The following is a 25,617-nucleotide window of genomic DNA, read 5'->3' as shown; positions in this document are numbered from 1 at the left end:
GTTTGTGGACGATTTCGTCTTTTGTGAGGGGCTCGGCTAGGCTTTTCGTGTTCATGACTGCGAAGCGCCGCGCCCGACCACGGTCGGCCGGACAACGTCACTCGCAGACCAAACCAAGGGTTGAACCGGCTTCACGACGTGAAGTGTCTGTACTGCCCGGTGACAAGAATGGAGTATGGCAATGGCCGTAAAGATTAAGCTGCAGCGCATGGGTAAGATCCGCAACCCCCAGTACCGTGTGGTGGTTGCTGATGCCCGCACCCGTCGTGACGGTCGCGTGATCGAGAACCTGGGCATCTACCAGCCCAAGGAGAACCCGTCCGTCATCAAGATCGACTCCGAGCGCGCTCAGTACTGGCTCGGCGTTGGTGCTCAGCCGACCGAGCCGGTTTTGGCCATCCTCAAGGTGACCGGCGACTGGCAGAAGCACAAGGGTCTCGACGGTGCCGAGGGAACCCTCAAGGTTGCCGAGGAGAAGCCTTCCAAGCTTGACCTGTTCAACCAGGCTCTGGCTGAGGCTAACGACGGCCCGACCATCGAGGCCATCACCGAGAAGAAGCAGAAGGCTAAGGAAGAGGCTGAGGCCAAGGCTGCTGCCGAGGCAGAGGCTGCCCGCAAGGCTGAGGCTGAGGCCGCTGCTGCAGGCGAGGCTGATGCCGACGCTGAGGCTGCCGAGGAGAAGTCCGCAGAGTAATTCTGCGCTTCTTAAGCTGCGTAACGCCGCCCGCTCCCATCGATAGGGGGCGGGCGGCGTTTTGTTACGCTTTTTCCATGGATACGCGGGATGAGCAGGCCCTTCGCTCGGCAAAGCTGTATTATCTGTCAGGCTTTAGCCAAGCGCAGGTTGCCGACGAGTTAGGGGTCTCGCGTCCGACGGTGGCCAAGCTGCTTGCCCATGCCCGCGACCGCGGCTTTGTCACCATCACGGTCAATGACCCGCGTGAAGCGCGCGGTGAGCTGACCGATCAGCTCCTCATGATGTATCCGGCACTGCGCCAGGTCCACATCGTCGATGCGGCACATCCGGATAGTCTGCTCGATGAGCTCGGGCAAGCAGGTGCCCGAGTAGTTGAAGCAGAAGTCTTCGACGGCGCCTGCGTGGGGGTGAGTTGGGGGCGCACGATGTACGCCATTGCACGCGCCTTAGAACCGCTTGCCACCGAAGGGGTAGAGGTGGTGCAGCTGAAAGGCGGGATGAGCTACACCCAGTCCACGACCAACGACCTGGACACGATCAACCTGTTCTGTCGGGCGTTGCACGCAAACGCGCTGACTCTGCCGCTACCGGTGATCTTTGACAATGCAGAGGTCAAGGAAGTGGTGGAGCAGGACCGCCACATTGCGCACATCCTGGAGCGCGGGCGGCACGCAGATGTTGCGGTGTTTACCGTCGGGCACATCGCTCAAGAGTCCCTGCCCTTGAATTTGGGGTATCTCAACGACGAGGAGCTGGCGATCCTGGAAGCCAATGCGGTGGGGGATGCCTGCTCGCGCTTTTTTGACGCTCAGGGCGCCATTGCCGTGGACAGCATTGACCGGCGCACAGTAGGTATTACCTTGGAAAACCTCAAAACCCGCCCCACCCGCATCTTGGTAGCGGGAGGACGGGCAAAAGCTCAGGCGATCGCGGTGGCGCTGGACATGGGCCTAGCGAGCCACCTGGTGATCGACCGGGAGACGGCTCGCCGGATCGTCGAGAAGCACGTTAGCTAAACGCGACCACACCAACAATTGCGGCGTTCAGCATGTTGGTGAGGAAGCCGGCAGCCAGGGCGCGCATGCCCAGCTGGGCCACGTCGGAGCGGCGCTCCGGAGCCAGAGCACCGAAGGCGCCGATCTGGATGGCGATGGAGGAAAGGTTGGCAAAGCCGGCGAGCGCGAAGGTAGAGATCATGATCGCCTTGTCGCTCATCTGAGCAACGTGCTCGGAGAAGGAGGTGTAACCGACGAACTCGTTGATGATGGTCTTCTGACCGATGAAGTTACCTACCAGGCCAGCCTCATTCCACGGCACACCAATGGCCCAAGCAAGCGGGGCGAAAATCAGACCGAACAGCCCCTCGAGCGACCAGTTATCATGCCCGAACAGGTGGCCAATGCCGCCGACCATTGCGGAGAGCATGGCGATCAACGCGACGAAGGCGATGAGCAGGCAGGCGACCGTCACTGCGATGCGGCCACCAGCCAAGGCACCGGAGCCCAGGGCGTCGATGAGGTTGCGGTTTTCCTCATCGCGGATGTTGCGAACATTTGCGCTGGCCGTGGAGACCTCGGTCTCCGGAATGAGGGTCTTGGCGATCAGCAGGGAACCGGGAGCGTTCATCACCGAGGCGGCTAGGAGGTATTCCAGGGGAGCGCCCAGCAGGGAGTAGCCGATCAGGGTGGAGCCGGCCACGGAGGCGAAGCCACCGGTCATGCAGGCGTAGAGCTCACTACGGGTCAGCTTGCTTAGCCAGGGGCGGATAACCAGCGGAGCCTCGGACTGCCCCAGGAAGATAACGGTGGAGGCCCAGACACTTTCCACCTTGGAGGTGCCCAGCAGCTTGCCCAGGGCGGTTCCCACGATCTCCACGAACCACTGGAGAATGCGCAGGTAGTAGGCCGCGGAAATGAGTGCACCCAGGAAGATGATCACGGGGAGCACGTTGAGGGCGAAGATGAATCCGACGTCTTCGCCGAATAGCGGGCCAAAGACAAAGGACGTGCCCTCAGATGTGAAGTCGATGAGCTTTTCCATCTGGTGGGAGAACCACTTCAGGGCTGCGAAGCCGGGCTTCCATCCGATAATCAGCAGGGCGAACACGATCTGAAGAACGAGTCCGACGATGAGCGTGCGCCATTTAATATTCTTGCGCGACGACGAGAAGCCAATGATCAGCACGAGGATCAGGGCGATGCCGATGAGGCCTTGTAGGCGATCCATGAGAATGTTTGGTCTTTCGTGAGTTCCGGGGGAGAGGACTAGACGCCAGACAGCGCGTCCGGCCCGAAGGAATAGGGCAAAAGCTCAGAGAAGTCGTGGGCTACCGGGCGCCCATCGGGGCCCTCCACCACGACGCGGCGGCAACCAAACTCGCGCAGCACCTGACGGCACGCACCACAGGGGTAGCAGGGGTGTGCCTTGAGGCCGATGACGGCCACAGTGTCCACCTGTCGAATTCCTTGGGCGACCATCGTGGTGACTGCATTTCGCTCTGCACAGATTGCTTCACCGTAGGCGGCGTTTTCCACGTTGCAACCGAGGAAAACAGGCTGGCCTTCACCAGGCCAGACGGCTGCGCCGACGGGAAAAGAACTGTAGGGAGCGTAAGCATTAGCGGCTGCTTCGCGGGCGGCCGAGAGGAGCTCTTCGTCGGAGTATTGGGCCATGACTGGAATGCTACAACCCCGGTATCTCCCCGGTCTAGCAGGGGAAACGAACGGGGGGAACAAAAGTGTCTTTTTGTGTTGACAAATGTTCCACCCGGGTTCGAAACTGAAGGCATCTAGTCTTCTTCACCCGAAAGGTGGTCGAGGCGCAATGGACGTCATCGATGTCATCAAGGCAAAGCGCGATGGACATGAGCTCACCGACGAGCAAATCGCATTTGCAATCCGCAGCTACACCGAAGAGCAGATGGGCGACGATCAGTGCGCGGCGCTCCTCATGGCAATCTTCCTCAACGGGATGTCTCGCCGCGAGACCGTGACGTGGACGAACGCCATGATCGGCTCCGGTACGCGCATGGACTTCAGCGGACTTGGCGGGCCGACCGCTGACAAGCACTCCACCGGCGGAGTGGGCGACAAGATCTCCCTGCCGCTTGGCCCGCTCGTCGCAGCCTTTGGAGTTCGCGTGCCTATGCTCTCGGGCCGGGGACTAGGGCACACTGGCGGAACCCTGGACAAGTTGGAGTCCATCGCCGGCTTCAACGTAAATGTCGATTCGGAGCGCCTCCGTGCGATCCTGACTGATGTGGGGGTAGCCATTGCCGCCGCCGGTTCGGATCTCGCACCGGCTGACAAGCGTATTTACGCGCTGCGCGACGTTACCGGCACCGTGGACTCCGTCCCGCTTATTGCCAGCTCGATCATGAGCAAGAAGATCGCCGCAGGAGCAGACTCCCTGGTGCTGGACGTCAAGGTCGGATCCGGTGCCTTCATGAAGGATCTGGAGCAGGCCAAGATCCTGGCACGCACCATGGTTGATCTGGGCAACGACGCCGGGGTCGAGACGTCGGCCGTACTCACCGATATGTCTACGCCGCTGGGACGGACGATCGGTAATGCCCTGGAAATCGAGGAGACCCGTGAGATTCTCGCCGGTGGAGGCCCGGAGGACGTGGTGACGTTGACGGTGGAGTTTGCCGAGCGCATGCTTGCCGCAGCCGGCAAGACGGACGTCGATGTGCGAGCCGCTCTTCAGGATGGCCGTGCCATGGACCGCTGGCGTCGCATGGTCAGCGCACAGGGAGGCGACCCGGACGCGACCCTGCCGACTGCTCGTCACCAGCACGACATCCTTGCCGAAGAAGACGGCTACCTGGGAACCCTCGACGCTCTCGCCCTCGGCGTGGCGTCCTGGCGTTTGGGCGCGGGTCGCGCGCGTAAGGAAGACGCCGTCCAGATGGGCGCCGGAGTGCGCCTGCACAAGACGCTCGGCGAGCAGGTTCGCAAGGGCGATCCCATCGCGACTCTCTACACCGATGAGGAGTCCCGCTTCGAGCCCGCTTTGGACTCGGCCCTGCCCGGTATCGTGATTACCCAGGAGCAGCCGTCGGCACGCGAAGTTGTGCTGGCGACCGTCGAGAAGCAGAACTAAAGACAACAAAGGAGAATTCCCATGAAGCGCACCGAACTTGCTCAGTACATCGATCACACCCTGCTCAAGCCGGAGGCAACTGATGCCGACGTGCGAGCACTCGTCGAGGAAGGCGCCGAGCTCGGGGTCTACTCCGTGTGCGTGTCCCCGAATCGCCTGCCGGTCGAGGCACCCGAGGGGTTGCACGTTGCCGTCGTCTGTGGCTTCCCCTCTGGCGCTCACGACTCCCAGATTAAGGCTGCTGAGGCGGCACGCGCGGTAGAGCAGGGAGCCGACGAGGTCGATATGGTCATCAACATCGCTGACGCCGTGGCTGGCAAGTACGACGCCGTTGAGGAGGACATTCGCCAGGTTAAGCAGGCCTGTGGTGACGCTCTGCTCAAGGTGATCCTGGAGACCGCCGTGTTGAGCGACGAGGCCATCACCGAGTGCTGTCACGCCGCAGAGCGCGCAGGCGCAGAGTTTGTAAAGACCTCCACGGGCTTCCACCCGGCTGGGGGCGCATCCCGCCACGCGATCGAGGTCATGCACGCTGCTGTGGGAGGCCGCCTGGGCATCAAGGCCTCTGGTGGCATCCGTGATTACGCCACCGCTGTGACCATGATCGACGCTGGTGCGACCCGCCTGGGATGCTCCTCGAGCGCCGCGGTCCTCGACGGCGCAGAGGACTAGCGCCATGGATCTACGGCAGCGCGCTAGCGAGTGGATCGCCCACGATCCGGATCCGATCACTCGTCAGGAGCTTTCCGAGCTTGACGACGCCGCACTAGCGGAGCGTTTCGCCGGGCCTTTGACTTTTGGTACCGCCGGCCTGCGTGGCCGCATCGGTGGCGGAGAGTCCTTGATGAACATCGCCACGGTCACCCGAGCAACCGCCGGATTGGCGGCCTGGCTGAACTCGCGTATCGACGCCCCGCATGTCGTGGTTGGCTGCGATGCCCGCCACCGATCGGCCGACTTTGCACAAGCCACCGCGGAAACTCTGTCCGGGGCCGGGGTGCGGGTCACGCTACTTCCCGCGGCTGAGCCCACTCCGCTTACCTCCTTCGCCGTGCGCCACCTCAATGCCGATGCGGGCGTGATGGTTACGGCCTCGCATAACCCGGCACAGGACAACGGCTACAAGGTTTACCTCGGTGGTCGTGCTGTTGAGCACGACCACGAACGTGGCGTGCAGCTGATTTCTCCTGCGGACAAGGAGATCGCCGAGCGTATCGCGGAAGCTGCACCGGCCGATCAGATCGTGCGGACCACCGACAATGTGACTCCGGCGGGTGAATCGGTGCGCCAGGCCTACCTCGAGCGGGCAGTTAGCCTGATCGGCCAGCGTGAGCGTGACATCAAGATCGTGATCACCGCCATGCACGGCGTGGGTGGCGCAATGCTGTCCGAGGCCCTGGCCAACGCCGGATTTGCCAATGTCATTCCGGTGGCTCAGCAGCAGGAACCGGATCCTGATTTCCCCACCGTTGCCTTCCCCAACCCGGAGGAAGACGGAGCACTGGATCTGGCGATGGAAACCGCGGAGGCCGAGGGCGCCGAACTCATCCTCGCGCTCGACCCGGATGCCGATCGCTGCTCCGTAGCGATCAAGACTGACGGGAAGTGGACACAACTCAGCGGCGACATGGTCGGTGGCTTGCTCGGCGAGGACATGAGCTCCGCAGCCGAGGGAGGCACGGTCGCCTGCTCGGTTGTCTCTTCTCAGTTGCTACGTGCGATCGCGAAGCGTCACGGTCTGACCTTCCGCCAGACCCTGACTGGCTTCAAGTGGATTGGACGTCAAGAGGGACTCATCTTCGGATTTGAAGAGGCCCTCGGTTACTGCACTGACCCGGTAGCGGTGCGCGACAAGGACGGCATCACTGCGTGCCTGCGCGTGGCCGATTTGGCTGACCGTGTGGGCATCGCCTCCGCCATCGACGCTTTGGGTACCGCCTATGGTTACTACGTCACCGTGCCATTGACGCTGCGCATGAGCGACATCTCGCTGGCGGTCAAGGCGCTGGAGGGCTTTGTGGCGCATCCTCCCCGCGAGCTGGGTGGCTCCCAGGTGGTCGAGTTCAGTGACCTCGGCTCGGGTTATGAAGGCCTTCCACCGACTCCAGGCCGTCTGCTACATACCGCTGCAGGGGATCGCATCGTGGTCCGGCCGTCGGGTACCGAGCCGAAGCTGAAGTGCTACATCGAGGTTCAAGGCGACTCGTACGAGCAGGCGCGAGAGCGTGCGAATGCGCTCAAGCAGGAGCTCGCCGAGCACTTTGCCTAAGCCGCTACGGGCATGTCGCCGGCCACTATGCGGTCGGCGAGCATGGGCAGCGTGCGCTGTTGGCTTATGTAGTGTCGCTCTCCGAATACGAAGTGCAGCAGTTCGGGGTTGCTGCGGTCGACCCAAATCTTGGCAAGCCCATCTGTGACCAGTGAGTGGCAATGCGAGCACAGCGGTAGCAAGTTAAATGTCTTGGTCACACCGCCCTCTTCCCATGGGGTGATGTGGTGGAACTCCAACCACCTGGTGTGTGAGCATCCCGGGACTGCGCATTTCTTGCCCCATAGCTCTAGAAGCGCTTTGACCTGTGCGTTCGTAGCGAACCTCTGGGGTGTTGAGAGCTTTTGTGCATTGCCAAGGCGATCGACCAACAGAGTGCGAACCCTGGAATTAAACAGCGTGGCCACAATGGCGTCGGGTTGGGCCTCCGGTTGGCCGCTGAGCACACTGTGTCCATCTTCTGTCACTACATATGTGACTTCGGCCCCCGGAGCGGTAGCCGCAGCGGTCGGGTGGTTGCGCACGATGTTGACCATGCCGAAGAAGGCGCTGAGCATCTGGTTGGGTAACGGGGCGCCAAACCGGCTGATCTTGTCCAATTCGCCGCGGTTGGATAGTTCGCCGATTTTTAGTGCAGCAAGGGCTTCTGCAGCGTGCCGGGGATTGAGCCGTATGCGTAGATTGGCCCACCCGTCCTGACCAACTGACACCTGCATGCCCTCTGATTTGTCGTGCTTGGGCTTTGTAAAAATCCCCAGAGCTCTCCGCAGCTCAGTCGGGGTGAGTTCGCACGCCGCCTCGACCATGCTGACTTCGTCTTCGGGATCCGTGTCGTCGTCGATAAACGACATCAAATAACGCACGACCGAGTACGTGAGCTTGTGGGCATAAAAGGCATCCGAGACAACATGGTGTTTGCGCAGGAATTTACCTACCCGCACGTACTCAAAGGCCGTTGATTCTGCGATATGGAATTCCCGAACTAGCCAGTTGGCGGTTGTTGCTGCACACACAGAGCGGCACAGGCCGCGTTCATCGAACTCAGCGACCGCGGCAATGAAGGAGGCCTTGGCCCGATTCATGCGTGCGTGGTTGTTCGATATGAAGTGCTGTAACTCGGCATCGTCAAATTCGTCTACTGCTAAAAGCATGTGGTCCCCCGAAGTGAATGTCTTTGCCCCTGATAGTACAGGTGTTCGAATCGGGGGTCAATGCCCCTCAATAATCAAGGTGTGAGAAACCTGTGAGCGACTATGCCGCGCATAGTCCGAGTGCATGCGGCGGCGCGTCGAAAAGCGAAAACCCCGCCAGCCAATGAGGCAAAGCGGGGAGAGATGGGGTTGTGAACTCTAGCGTGCGGTCACTGGAACTCCACCAGTGCGGCGCTCTCGAGCGGACAGAACCGTGTCTGCCAAGAAGAACACGGCTGCACCAGCGATCGCGATAGCTGCCAGGATCCACAGCACTGCCGAGTACAGCCCAGCCGAGCCGTCAGCGAAGGGGAGACGGTCAACCAACGCAGCCGCCAGAGAAATGCCCAGCGGGATAGCGATGTTAATGGTGAGGTTGTAGAAGCCCACTGCGACTCCGCGCTTGGCCGGGTCAATGTGGCTCATGGCGGTGTTCATCAGCGGCGCGTACATTCCGGCGAAACCGCCCGAGAAAAGGATGACGGCGATCACCAAAATGGCAACCGAGCTGTTGATAAACAGCGCCGCCAGCGCCAGGGCGAGCACAATGCAGCCGAGGGCAACGACCATGGTCATGCGCGAGTTCAGCACACGACCGATGGCACCGGAGAACACGCCCACGAGCGTGCCCACGATGTAACCCGGCACGAGCAGGTAGGAGACGTTGTCTAGCTCCCAGCCGTGCAGCTGGTTCAGAGCGAATGGCAAGACAATCACCGTCAGGCCCAGCTGAGTGGAGTACACCAGGAACACGGTGACAAGGGACGTCGAGAAGCGGGGATTGAAAAAGTCCGGACGAACCAAAGCTTCGGAATGGCTACGGATGTGCCACACAAAGGCGGCCAGGCCCAGCACTGCCGGAATCAGCCAGAGGTGGTTGAACTTCTGCGTCCACAGCACCAGAGAGACAGCGAACACGGCGACGAAGAACAAACCGATGATGTCGAGGCGGGACGTGCTGTGCTCCTCCGGCGGAATCTTCTTGAGCACCGCGGGAATTGCGGCCAGAGAGACCATCGCCAACAAGAACATGAACGGCCAGGCGATGTAGGTAGCGATGAAGCCGCCGGCCAGCGTGCCAAAGAGGAAAGACAGCTGGAAGCAAGCGGTGGAGTAACCGAGGTAGGTCTTCTGGTCCTTCTCCGCCATGTGCTTGGTCACGTAGATGACGTACAGCGTCTCAGCGGCGGCCAAGCCCGTGGTCTGAATGACGCGACCGATGAGCACCATGGTCCAGCTCATCTGGCCGACGAAACCGATGAGCGATCCGATGGCGATCAAGGCAATGCCGGTGATCAGCAGCGTGCGGATGTTGATGGAGTCGGAGAGTGCGGCGTAGACCACCGCGCCGATTCCGATGATGATGCCGGCCAGCGTTGCCTGCAGTGACACCTCAGTGGCCGTCAGCCCCAGGTCCTGGCTGATAGGGAGGTTGAGGAACTTAAAGCCATTGTCCACCATCAGGCTGAACAGGAAGGTGAACAGCAGGACGGGAACGGCGGCCTTGGGGTCGAGGTTGCGGAGCTTGTCGTTCATTAGATCGCCGCCAAGGGGAGGGCGAGCTCCATCATGGAGGTGAAGGCGGTCTGGCGCTCGGCCGAGGTGGTGGCCTCGCCAGTCATGATGTTGTCAGAAACCGTGAACACGCCCAGGGCTTCGACGCCGGCAGCAGCTGCTACGGCGTACATGCCGGCGGATTCCATCTCCACGCCGAGCACGCCCATCTTGGACCAGCGTTCGTTGACGGTCTCGTCGGCGTTGTAGAAAACATCGGAGGACAGGATGTTGCCCACGTGCGTGCGCACGCCGCGCTTGTCAGCCTCGTCCGTTAGCGCCTTGAGCAGGCGGTAGGAGGAGATCGGCGCGTAGGTGCCCGGCAGGTTGTACTGCTCCAGGAAGCGCGAGTCCGTGCAGGCACCCTGAGCTACGACAACCTCGTACAACCCGAGGTCCTTCTGGAGGGAGCCACACGATCCCACACGGATCAGCTTCTTAGCGCCAAAGAAGTGGACGAGCTCGTACGAGTACAGCGACACCGACGGAATGCCCATACCGGAGCCCATGACCGAAACCTCAGTGCCCTGGTACGTACCGGTGAAGCCGAGCATGTTGCGCACCGAGTTGAACTGCACCACGTCCTCGAGATAAGTGTCCGCGATGAACTTCGCTCGCAGAGGGTCACCAGGAAGCAGCACAGTTTCGGCGATGGGGGCGCCTTCTGGATTGATGTGTGGGGTAGCAGTAGTCACGGCTTACCTTTCCCTTGGCAAATGGTGGTCAGATGCCTATTAAGCTATCAACCATCACCTATGGTTGTTGCCATGGAGTTGATGATTGGCCGGGTAATCAAGTCGCACGGCATCCGGGGTGAGGTATCCGTTGAGGCGACCACCGATGAACCAGACGTCCGCTTTGCCGTAGGCGAGGTTCTTAACGGCCGGCAAACCGGTCGCGAACGTAGCCTCACCATCGAACATGTCCGCCCGCACCAGGGGCGCCTCTTGATCACATTCGCCGAGGTCAAAGACCGTACAGAGGCGGATACGCTGCGGGGAATGAAGTTCTTCGCCGAGCCCTTGGAGAGCGACGAGGATGTCGACGGCTTCTACGACCACGAGCTCGAGGGACTGAAGGTGCTTATCGACGACGTCCCGCGCGGCCACATCACCGCAGTGACCCACGCCGCGGGTCGCACGCTGTTGGAAGTGGAGCTGGATAACGGTTCCACCGGCATGGTCCCCTTCGTCTACGACATCGTTCCCGAAGTCGACCTCGAGGCGCAGACCGTCACCGTGACCCCGCCGGACGGGCTCCTCGAGCTGTAAAAATGCGCATTGACGTCCTAACGATCTTCCCCGAATATCTCGAGCCCATGCGCCATGCGCTGTTGGGCAAGGCCATTGAGGACGGCCACCTGACAGTGCATGTGCACAACTTCCGGGATTGGGCCACAGATACTCACCAGTCAGTTGACGGCCGGCCGGCTGGCGGAGGACCCGGTATGGTGCTCAAGCCCGAGGTGGTCGGGGCCGCTCTCGATGATGTGGCCACTCTGCGCGAGGGAACCCAGCTGGGTACAGCCGCACCACACCGGAGTGTGCCGCGGCACGACGATCTCACACCCGCCGAGTTCACTGGCTATGAAGCTGCTCCGGAAGCCCGCCCGTTGCTCATCATTCCTACCCCCTCCGGAAAGCCCTTCACCCAGGAGGACGCCCAGGCCTTTTCCGCGGAGGAGCACGTGGTATTCGCCTGTGGACGCTACGAAGGCATCGACCAACGCGTGATCGACGACGCCGCAACTCGCTACCGAGTCCGCGAGGTCTCCATTGGCGACTACGTCCTCATCGGGGGAGAGGTAGCCGTGCTGGTCATGGTGGAGGCGTTCGCTCGTCTTATCCCTGGGGTGCTGGGTAACTCCGAATCGCATCTGCAGGACTCTTTCTCCGACGGCCTGCTCGAGGGCCCGTGCTATACCAAGCCCCGGCAATGGCGCGGGCGGGAGATTCCAGAGGTACTGCTCAGCGGAGATCATGGGCGCATCGAGCGCTACCGGCGCGACCAGGCTCTTTTGAAGACCCAGCTGGTGCGCCCCGAGCTTCTCGACGCCGTGGAGCTCAGCGCGCAAGACAAATTCGTGCTGTACGCGCGCCCTGTAAGGACCCGGCTGAACGTAGAGATGAGCCTGCGCGATTGGTCACGCCTGGAGCCGCGGGTAGCCAAGAAGCTCAAGAAAGCTGGATACCTCGCAGAGGCCATTCAGGCCGCAGAGCAGGACAACGCCTGCACCCCGGACAACATGTTTGGCGCCGGGAACACCGTGCTCAACGTCGTGGTCGAAGGCACGAGCGCGCTGCCCCTAGAGGAGGCCACCTCGGTCGTAGTGAGGGCCTTGGGCCAGCCTGCTCAGTGGTACGGCACCACGGTGGAGGCTATTTAGTCAGCGCGTAGGCATCTAGAGCTGCCTGGCGGGATTCGCGCAGGTCCACCATGGGGTCGGGGTAATCCTCCGAGTCGATCTCCTTGATCCACCGGCTGATGTAGCGACGCTGCGGGTCAAAGCGCTTGGCCTGCGTGGCGGGATTAAAGATGCGGAAATATGGGGAGGCATCGTCTCCACAACCGGCCACCCACTGCCAGTTAAAGGCGTTGCAGGCGAGGTCGGCGTCGACAAGCATCTCCCAGAACCATTCCTCGCCGTGGCGCCAGTGGATGCCCAGGTTCTTGGTCAGAAATGATCCCACCACCATGCGCACCCGGTTGTGCATATACCCGGTGGCTAGCAGTTCACGCATTCCGGCGTCGACCAACTCAATGCCCGTCTTGCCCTGCTGCCAAGTATGCACGTCGTCGTCCTCTCCGTTGCCCCAGGACCACGGGAATCGGTCAAACTCCCGGCGCACGTTGGTAGTGGCCAAATCCGGATGTTCCCACAGCCTGTGCCAGGCGAAGTCGCGCCACATGAGCTGGCTAAGAAACGCGCGGGCGTCATCGTTGATCGCGGGGATGCGATCCCACACCTGCTGCGGGGAGAGCTCTCCGAATCGAAGACGTGGAGAAAGTCGGCTGGTCACCGGCAGGGAGGGGATATCTCGATCCTTCGCGTAGCCCGCGAGAGAATCGGCAAACAACTCGAGCTGTTCCAGCGCGGCAGCCTCGCCAGGTTGCCAGTGTTGCGCCGGCGCGGTGGCGGAGTCGAGAAGCTGCAGTGCCTCCAGTTGCTGTACAGAGCGCTCGACGTCAGCACCAGGTCCGCGCAGCTCTCCGAGCTCTATAGCCCCGAACTTAGGCGGCAGGGAATCCCGTAGCTTTCGAGAAAATGGAGTGAACACCTTGTACGGCTTGCCCTGGCCCGTGAGGATCTCACCTGGTTCGCTCAGTAGAAAACCCTCGTAGGCCTGGACATCCACCATCTCCGCGATCTCGTCGTCGATCGCGCGTAGCGGCTGGTGGTAGCGCGTGGAGCAGTACACGGGAAGCGCAAAGCGGGGGATGATATCTCGGGCCTCGCCGCGGGCGATGGTAAGCGGGACATCGTGCTGGGCAAGGGCGTCGATAAGCGAGCGCAAGGAGTGGTGGAGCCACCAGCGGGCCGCACCACCCAACCTGCGAGTGTTGGTTTCATACACGTAGACCGCCTTGACCTCCCCGGCGGCGGCAGCAGCGGCGAGGGCCGGGATGTGGCTAAGGCGGAGATCGTCACGGAACCACATGAGAACGCTCATGACTTCCAGGGTGGCGGCACCGTTAAGATGTGGCAAATGATCTCGCAGACCATTGCCGCAGAACTGAATGTGCGCCCGGACCAGGTTTCGGCCGCGCTGGAATTGCTCGCTAGCGGTAACACCGTGCCGTTTATCGCCCGTTACCGCAAGGAAGCCACCGGCGGTCTGGACGATGGGCAGCTGCGCCACATCGAGACGCGCCGGGCCTATCTCAGCGAGCTGGCCGAGCGCAAGGAAACAGTGCTCGCGGCGATTGCCGAGCAGAATGCGCTGACCGAGGAGCTGCGCACCCGCATCGAGGAGTGCGACTCTAAGGCCCGCTTGGAGGACATCTACGCGCCGTACAAGAAGCGACGCAAGACCAAGGCCGATGTGGCGCGCGAGGCCGGGCTCGAGGAGTTGCTCGAGGAGCTGATTGCCTCTGACGACGTCACTGTCGCGAAGAAGTACCTGGTGGAAGGATTTGCCACCGAGAAGGAGGCCCTGAACGGAGCGCGGGCCATCCTCATCGACCGGCTGGCGATGAACGCTGACCTGGTCGGAGAGGTCCGTGAGACCATGTTCGAACACGGCACGATGCGCTCCAGCGTGGTCGAAGGCCAGGAGACGAAGGGCGCAAAGTTCAAGGATTACTTCGACTTCTCCGAGCCCTTTGACACCCTGCCCTCGCATCGCATCCTGGCCCTGTTGCGTGGCGAGGCCGAGGGCGTGTTGAGCCTTCACCTGGACCCGGGTGAGGAGGAGACCTACGAGGAGATCATTGCCCGGCACGCGGGACTCGAGCGCGCCGGGTGGGTCAAGGATGCCATGCGCTTTGGCTGGCGCACGAAGCTGCTGATCTCGGCGGGCCTGGACGTGCGCATGCGCCTGAAGGAGCGTGCCGAAGAAGCCGCCTTAGAAGTCTTTGCCACCAACCTGCGGGATGTGTTGCTCGCCGCGCCGGCGGGGGAGCGGACCACTCTTGGGTTGGACCCGGGGTACCGCAATGGAGTCAAGTGCGCGGTTGTGGATGCCACCGGCAAGGTGCTTGACACCGCGATCGTCTATCCACATCAGCCGCAGAACAAGTGGGACGCGGCCGTGCAGACGCTGACTGGTCTGTGCACAAAGCATGCGGTGGATCTGGTGGCTGTGGGCAACGGTACGGCCTCGCGGGAGACCGACCGCTTGGCGCGCGAGCTGCCGGCAACCGCGGTGACTGTCTCGGAGTCGGGTGCCTCGGTGTACTCGGCTTCGGAGATTGCTGCGGAGGAATTTCCGGACATGGATGTCTCCTTGCGCGGAGCCGTGTCGATCGCTCGCCGCTTGCAGGACCCGCTCGCCGAGCTGGTCAAGATCGACCCGAAGTCGATCGGCGTGGGCCAGTACCAGCACGACATCAACCAGACTCGGCTGGCCACCACCCTGGATGCCGTGGTGGAGGATGCCGTGAATGCGGTCGGCGTGGATGTGAACACGGCGTCCGCCCCGCTGTTGGCGCGCGTCGCCGGTGTCTCCGGCTCTGTGGCGCACTCGATCGTGGCGCATCGCGACGAGCACGGTGCCTTCCGCTCACGCACTGCGCTTCTCGACGTCCCCCGCCTGGGCCCCAAGGCTTTCGAGCAGTGTGCTGGCTTCTTGCGCATTCCGCGTTCGGCCAACCCGCTTGATGCTTCCGGTGTGCACCCCGAGTCCTATGCGGTGGTTGATCGCATTACCGCAGCGACCGGGCTGAGCGTGGAGCGCCTGATTGGTAACTCCGCGGCCCTGAACAAGCTGCGGGCTGAGGACTTTGCTGATGAGCAGTATGGAGTACCGACGGTCAGTGACATCATCGCTGAGCTGGACAAACCCGGGCGTGACCCGCGTCCCGAGTTCCGCACGGCAACCTTCCACGAAGGTGTGCATACCCCCAAGGATCTCAAGCCGGGGATGCGGCTCGAAGGCACGGTGACCAACGTGGCGGCCTTCGGAGCCTTTGTGGATATCGGAGTTCACCAGGACGGGTTGGTTCATGTCTCGCAGTTGGCAGACACGTTTGTGAAGGATCCGCATGCGGTGGTCCGTTCGGGTCAGGTCGTGCAGGTTCGAGTTCTTGACGTCGATGTAGAGCGCAATCGGATTTCGCTGAGCATGCGCTCGGGGGAGGACAAACCGCGTACGAAGAAGCGGCAACCAAAGAAGAGCAGCAAGCGCGATCTGCCTAACTCCACGATGGCACAAGCCCTGCGTGGAGCGGGTTTTTAAGACTTTTTGAAAAAGAGTTGAAAACGAAGTGGGTACGGTATATCGTTATTGACAACGCATTGAAAACGAGAGCAGGGAGAAAGCTCATGACCCACGCAATCCACGAAGATCACGCCCACGTTCACGGTCCGGACTGCGGACACCAGTCCTTCACCCACGGTGACCACACGGACTACGTGCACGACGGTCACATCCACCGCGAGCACGACGGCCACTGGGACGAGTGCACCACTGAGGGCCACGAGATCCACGCTGAGCACGATCACCAGCACGGCCCGGACTGCGGCCACGAGGCTATCCAGCACGGCGACCACGTGGACTACCTCCACGATGGACACCGCCACGCCGCACATGGTGACCACTACGACGAGCACTAGAGCCGTCTAACACGAGCCGCACGATATATACTTCGTGCGGCTTTTTTCTGTCTACTTTTAGGGACTTTCATTGTGACCTCTCGCGAACCGCAACTGCCGGCGTTCCTGGAGCGCCCCACGCGCGTGGACATGGTGCTCATGGCGGGCTTGATGTTCATGGTGGTGTACGGATTTGTGCTTATTCCGCTGCGAGGATGGCTGCTTACTCATCCGTACGCGTACACGATCCTGGGTGGTGGCTATACAAGCGCGGTCGTCGGAGGGGCAAATGCCTCTGTGGGCAACGGCAGCGTCATCGGATACGTTGCCCTCACTATGCTCGGAGCCATCAAGTTCCAGATCCTCTATTACTTCCTGGGGCGACGGTGGGGGCGCGAGTTTATCGACATGTCGGTCTCGCACTCGCCGCGGCTGAAGTCGGCGGCGGACAAGCTTGTCGACGGCAAACATGCAAGCGCGTGGACCATGGGGTTGATCCCGCTCGGATACTGCCCAGGTCCGGTTCCCAACACCATTCTCAACGCGCTGCTCGGTGTGCAGAGGGTGCCGTTCTGGATTTTCCTGGCGCTAAACCTGTGCTCCATCGCTGTGGTCAACGGGGTCATGGGGTATCTGGGGTTCATCTATGGCGAGCCCGTGCTGCACGTGATCAAGCTTGTGGACAAGTACCTTTTGTGGGTGACCCTGGCATTGTTGGCGGTGTTGTTCTTCCAGGTGTGGCGTCGTCAGCGCAATTTGGGTTCCTAGCTCTGGGTATGAAAGAATTGCGCAGTTCATTGAAAACGGATACGAACCGGTTGAGCCGCCTGAGCGGCCGCCAGGGTCCTCTGTCCTGACATTTAAAGGAAATTGTGATGACCAACATCATCGACAAGATTGATGCAGCTAGCCTGCGCAACGATGTTCCCGACTTCCGTCCCGGCGACACCCTCGACGTGCACGTGAAGGTTATCGAGGGTTCCACCGAGCGTACCCAGCTCTTCCGTGGCTTCGTTCTGCGTCGCCAGGGTGGCGGCATCCGCGAGACCTTCACCGTCCGCAAGGTCTCCTTCGGCATCGGTGTGGAGCGTACCTTCCCGGTTCACTCTCCGATCATCGACAAGATCGAGGTCACCCGTCGCGGTGATGTGCGTCGCGCCAAGCTGTACTACATGCGCGAGCTGCGCGGCAAGGCTGCCCGCATCAAGGAGAAGCGCTAATACATCGCGCCCACTCTGTGGCAGTAACGGGGCCCACGACTTCACTTCGAGGTCGGGGCCCCGTTGTCATATTCGGCTGATAAGATTCCCGCTCGTGAGTACAAGTGCGGCACAGGGCACTGCCGAGAAGAAGGTTCTGCCCTGGTACATCGAGTTCCCGATCATCATCGTGACGACCATGGTGATCATGGTCATCCTGCAAACGTTCATCGGGCGGGTGTACTTGATCCCCAGTGCGTCCATGGAGCCGACCCTGCACGGCTGCCAAGGGTGCACGGGAGACCGCATCGCCGTGGAGAAGGTCAGCTATTACCTCAGCGACCCGGAGCCGGGTGACGTTGTTGTTTTCGAAGGCACGGATTCTTGGGACGTGGGCTTTGAGAGTCATCGTTCCCAGAATCCCGTCATTCGGGGGCTGCAGACCGTCGGTTCTTATGTGGGTCTGGTAGCGCCGGATGAGAACAACCTGGTCAAGCGCATCATCGCGCAGGGTGGCCAAACCGTCAGCTGCCAGGAGGGGGATCCCGCGGTGATGGTTGACGGCAAGCCCACGGATCAGTCGTTCATCCTGCAGCCGCCTACCTATCCGGTCGATCCTGCTACCGGCTCCGAGGCCTGTGGCGGCCCCTACTTCGGGCCGGTCACCGTCCCGGAAGGCCACTACTTCATGATGGGCGATAACCGGACCAACTCCTTGGATTCGCGCTACCACCTGGGGGATGAGCACCAGGGCACCATTCCGGAGGAGAACATTAAGGGCAAGGTTCAGGCCATCATTTTGCCGCTGAGCCGAATTGGGTCCGTGGACGATCCCGACATCCAAGCCTAAGTGGAGCGAATTGAACTCGCCCTCAACCATGCTGGCCTAGGGCCCGTCGCAGGAGTAGACGAAGCCGGGCGTGGTGCATGCGCGGGTCCCGTCACAGTCGCTGCATGCATCCTTCCCCGCGGGCCCGTTGAGGAACTGAAGGGGTTGACTGACTCAAAGAAGTTGACCCCGAAGCGTCGAGAAGCACTCTTCGATGTTCTGCGGGAAGTGGCAGTTGCCTATCACATCGTTCATTTCAGCCCGCAGGACGTGGATAGACGCGGGATCAGCGCAATCAATCTCGAGGGAATGCGTCAGGCTGTGTTCGGGCTTTCCCCCTCGCCCGGGTACGTGTTGACCGACGCCTGGCACGTTCCGGGGCTCGCAACCGAGCATCTGCCCGTCATCGGCGGGGACGCGAACTGTCTGTGCATTGCCGCGGCCAGCGTGCTGGCCAAAGTGAGCAGGGACCGGCTTATGGCGCAGATGGATCAGCTTTATCCCCAGTACGGATTCGCCGGACACAAGGGATATGGAACGGTCAAGCACATGGACGCGGTGCGCCGTCACGGAGCGAGCCCCATTCATCGATACACTTACCGCAACGTTGCCACCGCCCACGCGGAATGGGCCGAGTCACAGTAAGGGGCGCGCCGTGAGTGCAGAAGACCTGGATAATTACGAGGCAGACGCCGAGCTGTCTCTCTACCGCGAGTACCGCGACGTAGTCAGTCAATTCTCCTATGTGGTGGAGACGGAGCGCCGGTTCTACCTGGCCAACGCCGTCGAGTTGATCCCGCATGCGGATGGCCCCGACGTGTACTACGAAGTCCGGATGTCCGATGCCTGGGTGTGGGACATGTACCGCTCCGCCCGATTCGTACGCTACGTGCGCGTGATTACCTACAAGGACGTCAACATCGAGGAGCTCGACAAGCCGGAGTTCACTTTCCCCGAGTAGGCAATCTCCTTTCGATCAAGGCTGTGGATAACGCGTGTTGTCCACAGTTTTTCGCTTTTCGACGTCCACCGCCTCCACGCACCTCGCCCCGGCCTCCATTCTGGGTCTAAGAAATTTTGGTTCAGCCTGATGGAGGAGGGCAGAGGTGAAGGATTTAGCCACGCGCGGCGAAGATGCAGCGGCCGAGCTATACGAGCAGGTGGTTGCGCGCAACGTGCGTTATCCCTGCGGCGAAATCGATATCGTGGCCAGAGATCACGACGGCACCGTGGTGTTCGTAGAGGTAAAAACCCGCTCTGGTCGGGGCTTTGGCGGGGCAGAGGCGGTCACCGCCCGAAAGCTTGCCCGTATGCGCAGGGCGGCCGCAAGATACCTCGCTGAGAACCCGGCGAACAGCGTGCGATTCGATGTCGTCGAGCTCATTGCCCGTGGAAGTGGCTTTGAGCTGACCCGTTATGTGGGGGTCGAAAATGGCGCTGGGTAGAAGCGCCACGGTCGCTCTGGAGGGAGTCGAGGCGCACCTGGTGAGGGTGGAGGCACACGTGGGTGCTGGATTGCCCGGTATTCAGGTTGTAGGTCTGGGTGATGCGGCTGTTAAGGAGGCCAAACATCGGCTCCGCTCGGCGGTTGCCAACGTCAACCTCCAGTGGCCGAAGACAAAGATCACCGTGTCTCTTTCTCCTGCAGACGTGCCCAAGCGAGGAGCTCACTTCGATTTGGCCTTGTGCCTGGCCATTTTGTCTGCCGGGCACACGGAGGCAATGCAACGTTTGGAGCACACCGTTGTACTAGGAGAGCTAGGCCTCGATGGCCACGTGCGTGCTGTCCCGGGCATTCTTCCCGCAGCCTTGGCAGCACGCGATGCCGGTTATACCCACATCGTGGTCCCTGTCGACTGTGCTGCAGAGGCGGCGCTGGCTACGGGAATCGAGGTGATTGGGGTGCCATCTCTCACCATCGCCTGGGCCTATGTATGCGGCTCCGTGTCTATCCCGTCTGCCTGCCCAGAAAGCATTCCGCGAACTGACAATCCGAAGGACTTTGCCGATGTGGCAGGGCAAGCCTCGGCGAAAAAGGCTGCCGAGGTAGCAGCTGCCGGCGCCCATCACATGCTGCTGATTGGGCCACCAGGATCGGGCAAGTCCATGATCGCCGAGCGAATGCCCGGCATCCTTCCAGACCTGACGCAAGAGGAAGCCCTGGAGGTGTGTGCAGTGCGTTCGATTACCGGAGCGGAACTGAGCCTGGACGTGCCCTTCTGCGCACCGCACCACAGCGTCAAGCAAGCAGGCTTGATTGGAGGTGGATCGCGCATATTGCCAGGCGCGGTCACACTCGCGCACCGTGGAGTGCTCTTCCTCGACGAGGCCTCGGAGATTCCCAGCCAAGTCCTCGATTGCCTCCGCACGCCGCTCCAGGATGGTCGAGTAGTACTGCGCCGCGGAGTACGTTCGACGGAGCTACCAGCGGACTTTCAACTGATTCTGGCAGCCAATCCGTGTGCTTGCGGGGCAGAGGACGCGGTGGCCTGCACCTGCCGGCCCCAGGATCGACGTCGGCACCTCAGCAATCTTTCCGGCCCACTCCTCGATCGCATAGACATCACGGCTCATACCGCGACTTCCCAGACTGCCTTTTCTACTGAAAACGAAAGCTCATCGACAATCGCAGAACGCGTCCTGGCTGCTCGCGAGCGGGCATACCGGCGGTGGGAGAAGATGGGGGTTTCCGCACGAGCAAACTCTCGCATCCCGGGGCCAGTTTTGCGTCGGAATGCGCCGGCAGACGATGTGGGGATGGCAGCTCTGGCGGAACATGTTCACCGCGGAACACTGACCCAGCGGGGGATTGATCGTGCACTCGCGTTGGCCTGGACACTGGCGGACCTCGCAGAAGAACCGCGACCAAATCTGCAACACATTTTCGAGGCTGTAAGTCTGCGGGGTAGTCATGAGCTCGCTTAAATCCTGGGCCTATCTTTCACGCGCCTTCGAGGGACCAAGCCGAGAGGTCAATCGCGCCCTGGAGGCGGGCTTTGACGCCGATGAAATCGCCCGTGGAATCAAGACAGGCGCTAGCTGGGCCAAGGAGCTGGTTAAGGAGGCGGCCTCTCGGCACATGCTGGATCGAGCGCAGCAGGACTTAGAGATCGCGCACAATGAAGGCGCGCGGTTGATCTCGCCTGAGGACGAGGAATGGCCCAGTGAATGCCTCGACACGGCCTTCGGTTTTGCTGCTACGGGTGTGAGCGAGCACGTGCGCACCTACCAATCCGATGCGGTAGCACCCCATGCCTTATGGGTGAAGGGAGACTCGCTGGCGACATTGACGCGCCAGGCTGTGGCAATCGTGGGTACTCGCGCTGCCACGCAATACGGTCAGCGTGCAACAGAAGCCCTTGTGACGGGACTGGTGTCTCGCCACTACACGATCATTTCTGGCGGGGCCCTTGGCATCGATGCCATCGCGCACCGAGCTGCACTGGATAGTGGTGGTCCGACGATTGCGGTTTCTGCCTGTGGGATCGATCGAACTTATCCCAAGGTGAATGCGCCTCTCTTTGCCCGCGCCACGGTGGTGACAGAGTATCCACCGGAGACGACCCCTCATCGACACCGCTTTCTCACCCGAAATCGTCTGGTCGCGGCGTTAAGCCAGGGAACTGTGGTCGTGGAGGCCGCGTTTCGCTCGGGGGCTCTCAACACTCTGAGCTGGGCCGAAGGCTTGGGCAGGGTTGCGATGGCAGTGCCCGGGCCCATCACTAGTGGCAGTTCGGTCGGCTGCCATATGCGCATTCGAAATGGACAGGCTCAACTCGTGGCTAGCGCCGATGACGTCCGCGCCTTGGTGGAGCCACTTGGAAGCGTGGACCCGGATGCCCAGCTGGAGCTCGACTTTGCAGCCACGCCCGTCCAGAGGCTCAGCCGCAATGAGCTGCGGGTGTACGACGCCTTGTCCCCGCACCAACAGGTAACAACCGAGGAGGTCGCGCGCACAGCAGGGCTTTCGGTGGGATTGAGCGTGAGCTTGCTGATGGAGCTGGAATCGCGCGGACTAGTGCGGCGCGATGGGACCACGTGGGGGAGAAGCTAGGATGCACATCTATGGAGGAGGCGATCGAGGACTTCTGTGAGTATCTCGAGTTGGTGAAGGGGCGCTCGCCCGCAACTATTCGCGGGTATCGAAGCGATCTCGTGGATCTGTGCCATCAGGTAGAGACTTTCGGAGAATTCACGCTGAGCGCACTGCGCACGTGGCTCGCGGATTCCGCCCGAGCAGGTGCGTCTCGTTCCACGTTGGCTCGACGAACCGCAGCCGTCCGCGCCTTTAGCACCTGGGCGCTGAAGGAGGGGCACATTGCTACCGATGTGGCTGGTCGGTTGAAGAGCCCCAAGATCCAGCGCCCTTTGCCGTCCGTGGTGCAGGAGGCCCAGGTAATAGAGGGCATGGGGCAGGCCAGCGTGCGCGATGTCGCAATCCTTGAGCTGCTCTATGCCACGGGCATGCGGGTAAGTGAGCTGGCAGGCTTAAACGTTGCGGATGTGGACTTTGCTAGGCAGACCGCTCGCGTAACCGGTAAGGGCAACAAGCAAAGAGTCGTACCTTTTGGGGACCACGCAGCCGTGGCCCTGCGCAATTGGATCAAGACCGAGCGCCAAGCCTTGGTATCCACCAAAGATCCCGACGCTCTCTTTCTCGGTGCCCGGGGTGGGCGTATCGACGTCCGCCAGGTCCGACGGATCACCGAGCGCGCTGCCGGTGTCGGGCCGCACGCCTTAAGGCATTCCGCTGCAACAGCATTGGTGGAGGGAGGTGCCGACTTGCGCGTAGTTCAGGAACTGCTGGGGCATTCTTCCCTGCAGACCACCCAGATCTACACCCACGTATCGGCGCAGCGGCTCAAAGACGTGGTCAAGCGCGCGCATCCACGGGCTTAAGGCGGATCTCCGGGACGTCGAGAAGCGAAAGCGGGTCGATGTAGTGGTCCTTTCCCTTCAAAACGCCCCAGTGCAACCCGGGATGGCCGTGTGCGAGCGTGCCGATGACCTGCCCCTCCGAGACGGAATCGCCCTCCTTCACCCGGGCATGAACCGGCGTGTACGTCGTGCGGATTCCGTCGGGATGGTCAATGGAAATTGAGGGGCGACCGGCGACCACGCCGGCGAAAGCCACGGTGCCACTGCCGGCCGCGAGTACCTCGCCGGCCTGGTCTAGAGCGAGGTCAACACCGCGGTGACCCCGTTGCCAGTTCTTCTCTGGAATGGATGCGGGTTTGAGGACTCGCCCCGGTTCTGAAGCTCCCGTTGTCGGATCGACGTACGCGCACAGAAGCGCGCTGAGCGCGATGACAGAGATTATGCGTTTCATGCTTAGAGAGTGTGGTCGCACTGGTGACTTTCCGGGGCCGGGCAATTGTGGAATTGCTGGTGGGCAGACCTGGACTGTGGAAAACGCTCGATTGGTGATCTCTGCGCAATCAAGCTATTGTGGGCGACGCAGTATGTCCGTTTTATGCGGGCGTATTGACTTCGCGCGGCAGTCGGCTCGAAGCAAGAGTCATCGCGTTTCGGCTTGGTCCCTTCACAGCAGATGAGCCTGAGGGTGCCGTCACCGATTTGTCGCCAGGGTTCGGACAAACCTTGTTTAACGGCAAGACAAAATCCGGACACATCATTCAACCGAAAACCAACTACTTTCCAAAGGAGAGCAGACACATGGCAGTCGTAACCATGCGTGAGCTCCTCGACGCTGGTGTGCACTTCGGCCACCAGACCCGTCGCTGGAACCCGAAGATGCGTCGCTTCATCTTCACCGACCGTAACGGCATCTACATCATCGACCTGCAGCAGACGCTGACCTACATCGATGAGGCCTACGAGTTCGTCAAGGAGACGGTTGCTCACGGCGGCCACATCCTGTTCGTTGGCACCAAGAAGCAGGCCCAGGAGGCCGTGCAGGAGGAAGCCGAGCGCGTCGGTATGCCGTACGTCAACCACCGCTGGCTCGGTGGCATGCTCACCAACTTCCAGACCGTGTCCAAGCGCCTGGGCCGCCTCAAGGAGCTCCGTGCGATGGACGAGGCTGAGGACGGCTACAAGGGTCGCGGCAAGAAGGAGGTGCTCATGCTTACGCGCGAGCGCACCAAGCTTGAGCGCGTCCTGGGCGGTATCTCCGACATGTCCAAGACCCCGTCGGCTATGTGGGTTGTGGACACCAACAAGGAGCACATCGCCATCGCCGAGGCGAAGAAGCTCAACATCCCCGTGGTGGCCATCCTGGACACCAACTGCGATCCGGACGACGTCACCTTCCCGATCCCGGGCAACGACGACGCTATCCGCTCCACCAAGCTGCTGACCCGCATCGTGGGCGAGGCTGTTCTGGAAGGAAAGCGTTCCCGCGAGGAGCGTCAGCTGGCAGCTCAGAAGGAAGCTGCTGGTGACACCAAGGAGAAGGCTCAGGCTGACGCCGAGGCCGCAGCTGAGGCTGCAGCAGCTGCTACCTCCACCGAGGACGCTGCTCAGGAGAAGTAAGAGCACTTCTCATTAAGCGCTCTTGAGTCCCCTCGACCGACGCTTGCGGTCTTGGGGACTTTTTGCACCCCGTTGCCGGCACTCCCGCGCAATGTGGACTACTCTCTAAACAAGCGAGTAACGATTCGATACAAGGAGGATCGCCCAGAAATGGCGAACTACACTGCCGCCGATGTGAAGAAGCTCCGTGAGATGACCGGGTCCGGCATGCTGGACTGCAAGAAGGCTCTCGAGGAGACCAGCGGCGACTTCGACAAGGCCGTCGAGATCCTGCGCATCAAGGGCGCAAAGGACGTGGGCAAGCGCGCTGACCGCAACGCCCTCGAGGGTCTGGTTGCTGTCTCCGGCAACACCATCGTGGAGATCAACTCCGAAACCGACTTCGTGGCTAAGAACGACGAGTTCAAGACCTTTGCTAACCGCATCGCAGAGGCTGCCGCGGCTGCTAAGGCCAACACCCCGGAGGAGCTGGCTGCAGTAGAGGTCGACGGCAAGGATGCCGCCACCGCAACCGAGGAGCTCTCCGCCAAGATCGGTGAGAAGCTGATCCTGCGTCGCGCTGCCACCCTCGAGGGTGAGAACGTTACCCAGTACCTGCACCAGCGCTCCGCTGACCTGCCGCCGGCAGTCGGCGTGCTGGTTGCCTACACCGGTGAGGGTGAGGCTGCTGCCGCTGGTGCCCACGCTGTGGCTCTGCAGATCGCTGCTCTGAAGGCTCAGTACCTGACCCGTGAGGATGTTCCGGCAGAGGTCGTGGAGAAGGAGCGCTCCATCGCCGAGCAGATCACCCGCGAGGAGGGCAAGCCGGAGAAGGCTATCCCGAACATCGTCGAGGGCCGCCTGAAGGGCTTCTACAAGGACGCCGTCCTGCTCGAGCAGCCGTCCGTGGCTGACAACAAGAAGACTGTTCAGCAGCTCGCTGACGAGGCCGGCATCACCGTGACTGGCTTCGTGCGTTACGAGGTTGGCCAGCACTAATTCTGGTCCCTGCTAGTAAACCCCGCCGACACCAATCGGCGGGGTTTCT

The 25,617-nt window shown here is 61.5% G+C and carries 27 protein-coding genes; 20 read left to right on the top strand and 7 right to left on the bottom strand.

Annotation, left to right across the window (positions count from 1 at the left end; genetic code table 11):
* The first annotated feature begins 181 nt into the window (after nucleotides 1-181).
* Both rpsP and FHE74_RS02870 read left to right on the top strand, forming a co-directional pair.
* Nucleotides 182-694 carry a 30S ribosomal protein S16 gene (gene rpsP, locus FHE74_RS02875; RefSeq protein ID WP_139464992.1) on the top strand — a complete coding sequence of 171 codons (513 nt, stop codon included), beginning with the start codon at nucleotides 182-184 and terminating at the stop codon, nucleotides 692-694.
* A 77-nt stretch (nucleotides 695-771) separates the two neighbouring features.
* Nucleotides 772-1,713: a sugar-binding transcriptional regulator gene (locus tag FHE74_RS02870; protein ID WP_139464991.1), complete on the top strand. Its 942-nt coding sequence runs from the start codon at nucleotides 772-774 to the stop codon at nucleotides 1,711-1,713.
* Here the strand turns inward: FHE74_RS02870 and FHE74_RS02865 are convergent.
* Together FHE74_RS02865 and FHE74_RS02860 are read right to left on the bottom strand one after the other, a co-directional pair.
* Nucleotides 1,706-2,923: a NupC/NupG family nucleoside CNT transporter gene (locus FHE74_RS02865; protein ID WP_139464990.1), complete on the bottom strand. Its 1,218-nt coding sequence runs from the start codon at nucleotides 2,921-2,923 to the stop codon at nucleotides 1,706-1,708. The genes FHE74_RS02870 and FHE74_RS02865 overlap by 8 nt on opposite strands.
* 38 nt (nucleotides 2,924-2,961) lie before the next feature.
* Nucleotides 2,962-3,369, bottom strand: a complete 408-nt coding sequence (locus FHE74_RS02860; protein WP_139464989.1) for a cytidine deaminase — start codon at nucleotides 3,367-3,369, stop codon at nucleotides 2,962-2,964.
* Between the two features lie 151 nt (nucleotides 3,370-3,520).
* On the opposite strand from FHE74_RS02860, the gene FHE74_RS02855 reads away from it, so the two are divergent.
* Genes FHE74_RS02855 through FHE74_RS02845 form a run of 3 tightly spaced genes read left to right on the top strand, consistent with a single transcriptional unit; the run spans nucleotide 3,521 to nucleotide 7,070 of the window.
* Nucleotides 3,521-4,801, top strand: coding sequence for a thymidine phosphorylase (locus tag FHE74_RS02855; protein ID WP_139464988.1), 1,281 nt, complete (start codon nucleotides 3,521-3,523; stop codon nucleotides 4,799-4,801).
* A 21-nt stretch (nucleotides 4,802-4,822) separates the two neighbouring features.
* Nucleotides 4,823-5,473, top strand: a complete 651-nt coding sequence (deoC, locus tag FHE74_RS02850; RefSeq protein WP_139464987.1) for a deoxyribose-phosphate aldolase — start codon at nucleotides 4,823-4,825, stop codon at nucleotides 5,471-5,473.
* A gap of 4 nt (nucleotides 5,474-5,477) precedes the next feature.
* Complete coding sequence (locus FHE74_RS02845) at nucleotides 5,478-7,070, top strand: phospho-sugar mutase (protein ID WP_139464986.1); 1,593 nt, start codon at nucleotides 5,478-5,480, stop codon at nucleotides 7,068-7,070.
* On the opposite strand, the gene FHE74_RS10615 is transcribed toward FHE74_RS02845, so the two are convergent.
* The 3 genes from FHE74_RS10615 to deoD all read right to left on the bottom strand — a co-directional run bounded on the left by FHE74_RS10615 (nucleotide 7,067) and on the right by deoD (nucleotide 10,509).
* Nucleotides 7,067-8,221, bottom strand: a complete 1,155-nt coding sequence (locus FHE74_RS10615; RefSeq protein WP_180339660.1) for an HNH endonuclease signature motif containing protein — start codon at nucleotides 8,219-8,221, stop codon at nucleotides 7,067-7,069. The genes FHE74_RS02845 and FHE74_RS10615 overlap by 4 nt on opposite strands.
* A 198-nt stretch (nucleotides 8,222-8,419) precedes the next feature.
* Nucleotides 8,420-9,796 (bottom strand): MFS transporter, encoded by a 1,377-nt coding sequence (locus tag FHE74_RS02835; RefSeq protein ID WP_139464984.1) that lies wholly within the window; start codon nucleotides 9,794-9,796, stop codon nucleotides 8,420-8,422.
* Nucleotides 9,796-10,509, bottom strand: coding sequence for a purine-nucleoside phosphorylase (gene deoD, locus FHE74_RS02830; RefSeq protein WP_139464983.1), 714 nt, complete (start codon nucleotides 10,507-10,509; stop codon nucleotides 9,796-9,798). Before deoD ends, FHE74_RS02835 begins: the two co-directional genes overlap by 1 nt.
* A gap of 72 nt (nucleotides 10,510-10,581) precedes the next feature.
* Between deoD and rimM the strand changes: the two genes are divergently transcribed.
* Both rimM and trmD read left to right on the top strand, forming a co-directional pair.
* Nucleotides 10,582-11,085, top strand: coding sequence for a ribosome maturation factor RimM (gene rimM / locus FHE74_RS02825; RefSeq protein ID WP_139464982.1), 504 nt, complete (start codon nucleotides 10,582-10,584; stop codon nucleotides 11,083-11,085).
* 2 nt (nucleotides 11,086-11,087) lie between these two features.
* Nucleotides 11,088-12,200 carry a tRNA (guanosine(37)-N1)-methyltransferase TrmD gene (gene trmD, locus FHE74_RS02820; RefSeq protein ID WP_139464981.1) on the top strand — a complete coding sequence of 371 codons (1,113 nt, stop codon included), beginning with the start codon at nucleotides 11,088-11,090 and terminating at the stop codon, nucleotides 12,198-12,200.
* Here the strand turns inward: trmD and FHE74_RS02815 are convergent.
* Nucleotides 12,193-13,485: a cryptochrome/photolyase family protein gene (locus tag FHE74_RS02815; RefSeq protein ID WP_139464980.1), complete on the bottom strand. Its 1,293-nt coding sequence runs from the start codon at nucleotides 13,483-13,485 to the stop codon at nucleotides 12,193-12,195. The two genes, trmD and FHE74_RS02815, sit on opposite strands and share 8 nt — an antisense overlap.
* Before the next feature lie 36 nt (nucleotides 13,486-13,521).
* On the opposite strand from FHE74_RS02815, the gene FHE74_RS02810 reads away from it, so the two are divergent.
* The 11 genes from FHE74_RS02810 (at nucleotide 13,522) to FHE74_RS02760 (ending at nucleotide 22,994) form a co-directional block, all read left to right on the top strand.
* Nucleotides 13,522-15,711: a Tex family protein gene (locus FHE74_RS02810; RefSeq protein WP_139464979.1), complete on the top strand. Its 2,190-nt coding sequence runs from the start codon at nucleotides 13,522-13,524 to the stop codon at nucleotides 15,709-15,711.
* An 86-nt stretch (nucleotides 15,712-15,797) separates the two neighbouring features.
* A complete protein-coding gene (locus tag FHE74_RS02805; RefSeq protein WP_139464978.1) occupies nucleotides 15,798-16,088 on the top strand; it encodes a hypothetical protein in 291 nt (96 codons plus the stop codon).
* A 72-nt stretch (nucleotides 16,089-16,160) separates the two neighbouring features.
* Nucleotides 16,161-16,835: a DedA family protein gene (locus FHE74_RS02800; RefSeq protein ID WP_246049164.1), complete on the top strand. Its 675-nt coding sequence runs from the start codon at nucleotides 16,161-16,163 to the stop codon at nucleotides 16,833-16,835.
* Between the two features lie 107 nt (nucleotides 16,836-16,942).
* The gene (rplS, locus tag FHE74_RS02795) at nucleotides 16,943-17,287 is read left to right on the top strand and encodes a 50S ribosomal protein L19 (protein WP_139464976.1); all 345 of its coding nucleotides are present in this window, start codon (nucleotides 16,943-16,945) and stop codon (nucleotides 17,285-17,287) included.
* A 94-nt stretch (nucleotides 17,288-17,381) separates the two neighbouring features.
* Nucleotides 17,382-18,116, top strand: coding sequence for a signal peptidase I (gene lepB, locus FHE74_RS02790; RefSeq protein WP_246049163.1), 735 nt, complete (start codon nucleotides 17,382-17,384; stop codon nucleotides 18,114-18,116).
* Nucleotides 18,117-18,740, top strand: coding sequence for a ribonuclease HII (locus tag FHE74_RS02785; RefSeq protein ID WP_139464975.1), 624 nt, complete (start codon nucleotides 18,117-18,119; stop codon nucleotides 18,738-18,740). It begins immediately after the preceding gene.
* 10 nt (nucleotides 18,741-18,750) lie between these two features.
* Nucleotides 18,751-19,056, top strand: a complete 306-nt coding sequence (locus FHE74_RS02780; RefSeq protein ID WP_139464974.1) for a DUF2469 domain-containing protein — start codon at nucleotides 18,751-18,753, stop codon at nucleotides 19,054-19,056.
* 145 nt (nucleotides 19,057-19,201) lie between these two features.
* Nucleotides 19,202-19,540 (top strand): YraN family protein, encoded by a 339-nt coding sequence (locus FHE74_RS02775; RefSeq protein ID WP_139464973.1) that lies wholly within the window; start codon nucleotides 19,202-19,204, stop codon nucleotides 19,538-19,540.
* A complete protein-coding gene (locus FHE74_RS02770) occupies nucleotides 19,527-21,020 on the top strand; it encodes a YifB family Mg chelatase-like AAA ATPase (RefSeq protein ID WP_139464972.1) in 1,494 nt (497 codons plus the stop codon). The genes FHE74_RS02775 and FHE74_RS02770 overlap by 14 nt, the downstream gene beginning before the upstream one ends.
* Entirely contained in the window at nucleotides 21,007-22,149 is a 1,143-nt protein-coding gene (gene dprA, locus FHE74_RS02765; RefSeq protein WP_139464971.1) for a DNA-processing protein DprA, read from the top strand. Before FHE74_RS02770 ends, dprA begins: the two co-directional genes overlap by 14 nt.
* An 11-nt stretch (nucleotides 22,150-22,160) precedes the next feature.
* On the top strand, nucleotides 22,161-22,994 hold the full coding sequence (locus FHE74_RS02760) for a tyrosine recombinase XerC (RefSeq protein ID WP_139464970.1): 834 nt from the start codon (nucleotides 22,161-22,163) through the stop codon (nucleotides 22,992-22,994).
* Here the strand turns inward: FHE74_RS02760 and FHE74_RS02755 are convergent.
* Nucleotides 22,969-23,424: a M23 family metallopeptidase gene (locus tag FHE74_RS02755; RefSeq protein ID WP_139464969.1), complete on the bottom strand. Its 456-nt coding sequence runs from the start codon at nucleotides 23,422-23,424 to the stop codon at nucleotides 22,969-22,971. The genes FHE74_RS02760 and FHE74_RS02755 overlap by 26 nt on opposite strands.
* Nucleotides 23,425-23,771: 347 nt before the next feature.
* On the opposite strand from FHE74_RS02755, the gene rpsB reads away from it, so the two are divergent.
* Nucleotides 23,772-24,590 (top strand): 30S ribosomal protein S2, encoded by an 819-nt coding sequence (gene rpsB / locus FHE74_RS02750; RefSeq protein ID WP_139464968.1) that lies wholly within the window; start codon nucleotides 23,772-23,774, stop codon nucleotides 24,588-24,590.
* 150 nt (nucleotides 24,591-24,740) lie between these two features.
* On the top strand, nucleotides 24,741-25,568 hold the full coding sequence (gene tsf, locus FHE74_RS02745; protein ID WP_139464967.1) for a translation elongation factor Ts: 828 nt from the start codon (nucleotides 24,741-24,743) through the stop codon (nucleotides 25,566-25,568).
* Nucleotides 25,569-25,617 lie beyond the last annotated feature (49 nt).

This window comes from Corynebacterium tapiri, assembly GCF_006334925.1.
In the GTDB taxonomy this organism is placed as follows: domain Bacteria; phylum Actinomycetota; class Actinomycetes; order Mycobacteriales; family Mycobacteriaceae; genus Corynebacterium; species Corynebacterium tapiri.
Note: the sequence above shows the minus strand (reverse complement) of the source record. Positions and strands in the feature narration are given on the sequence as shown.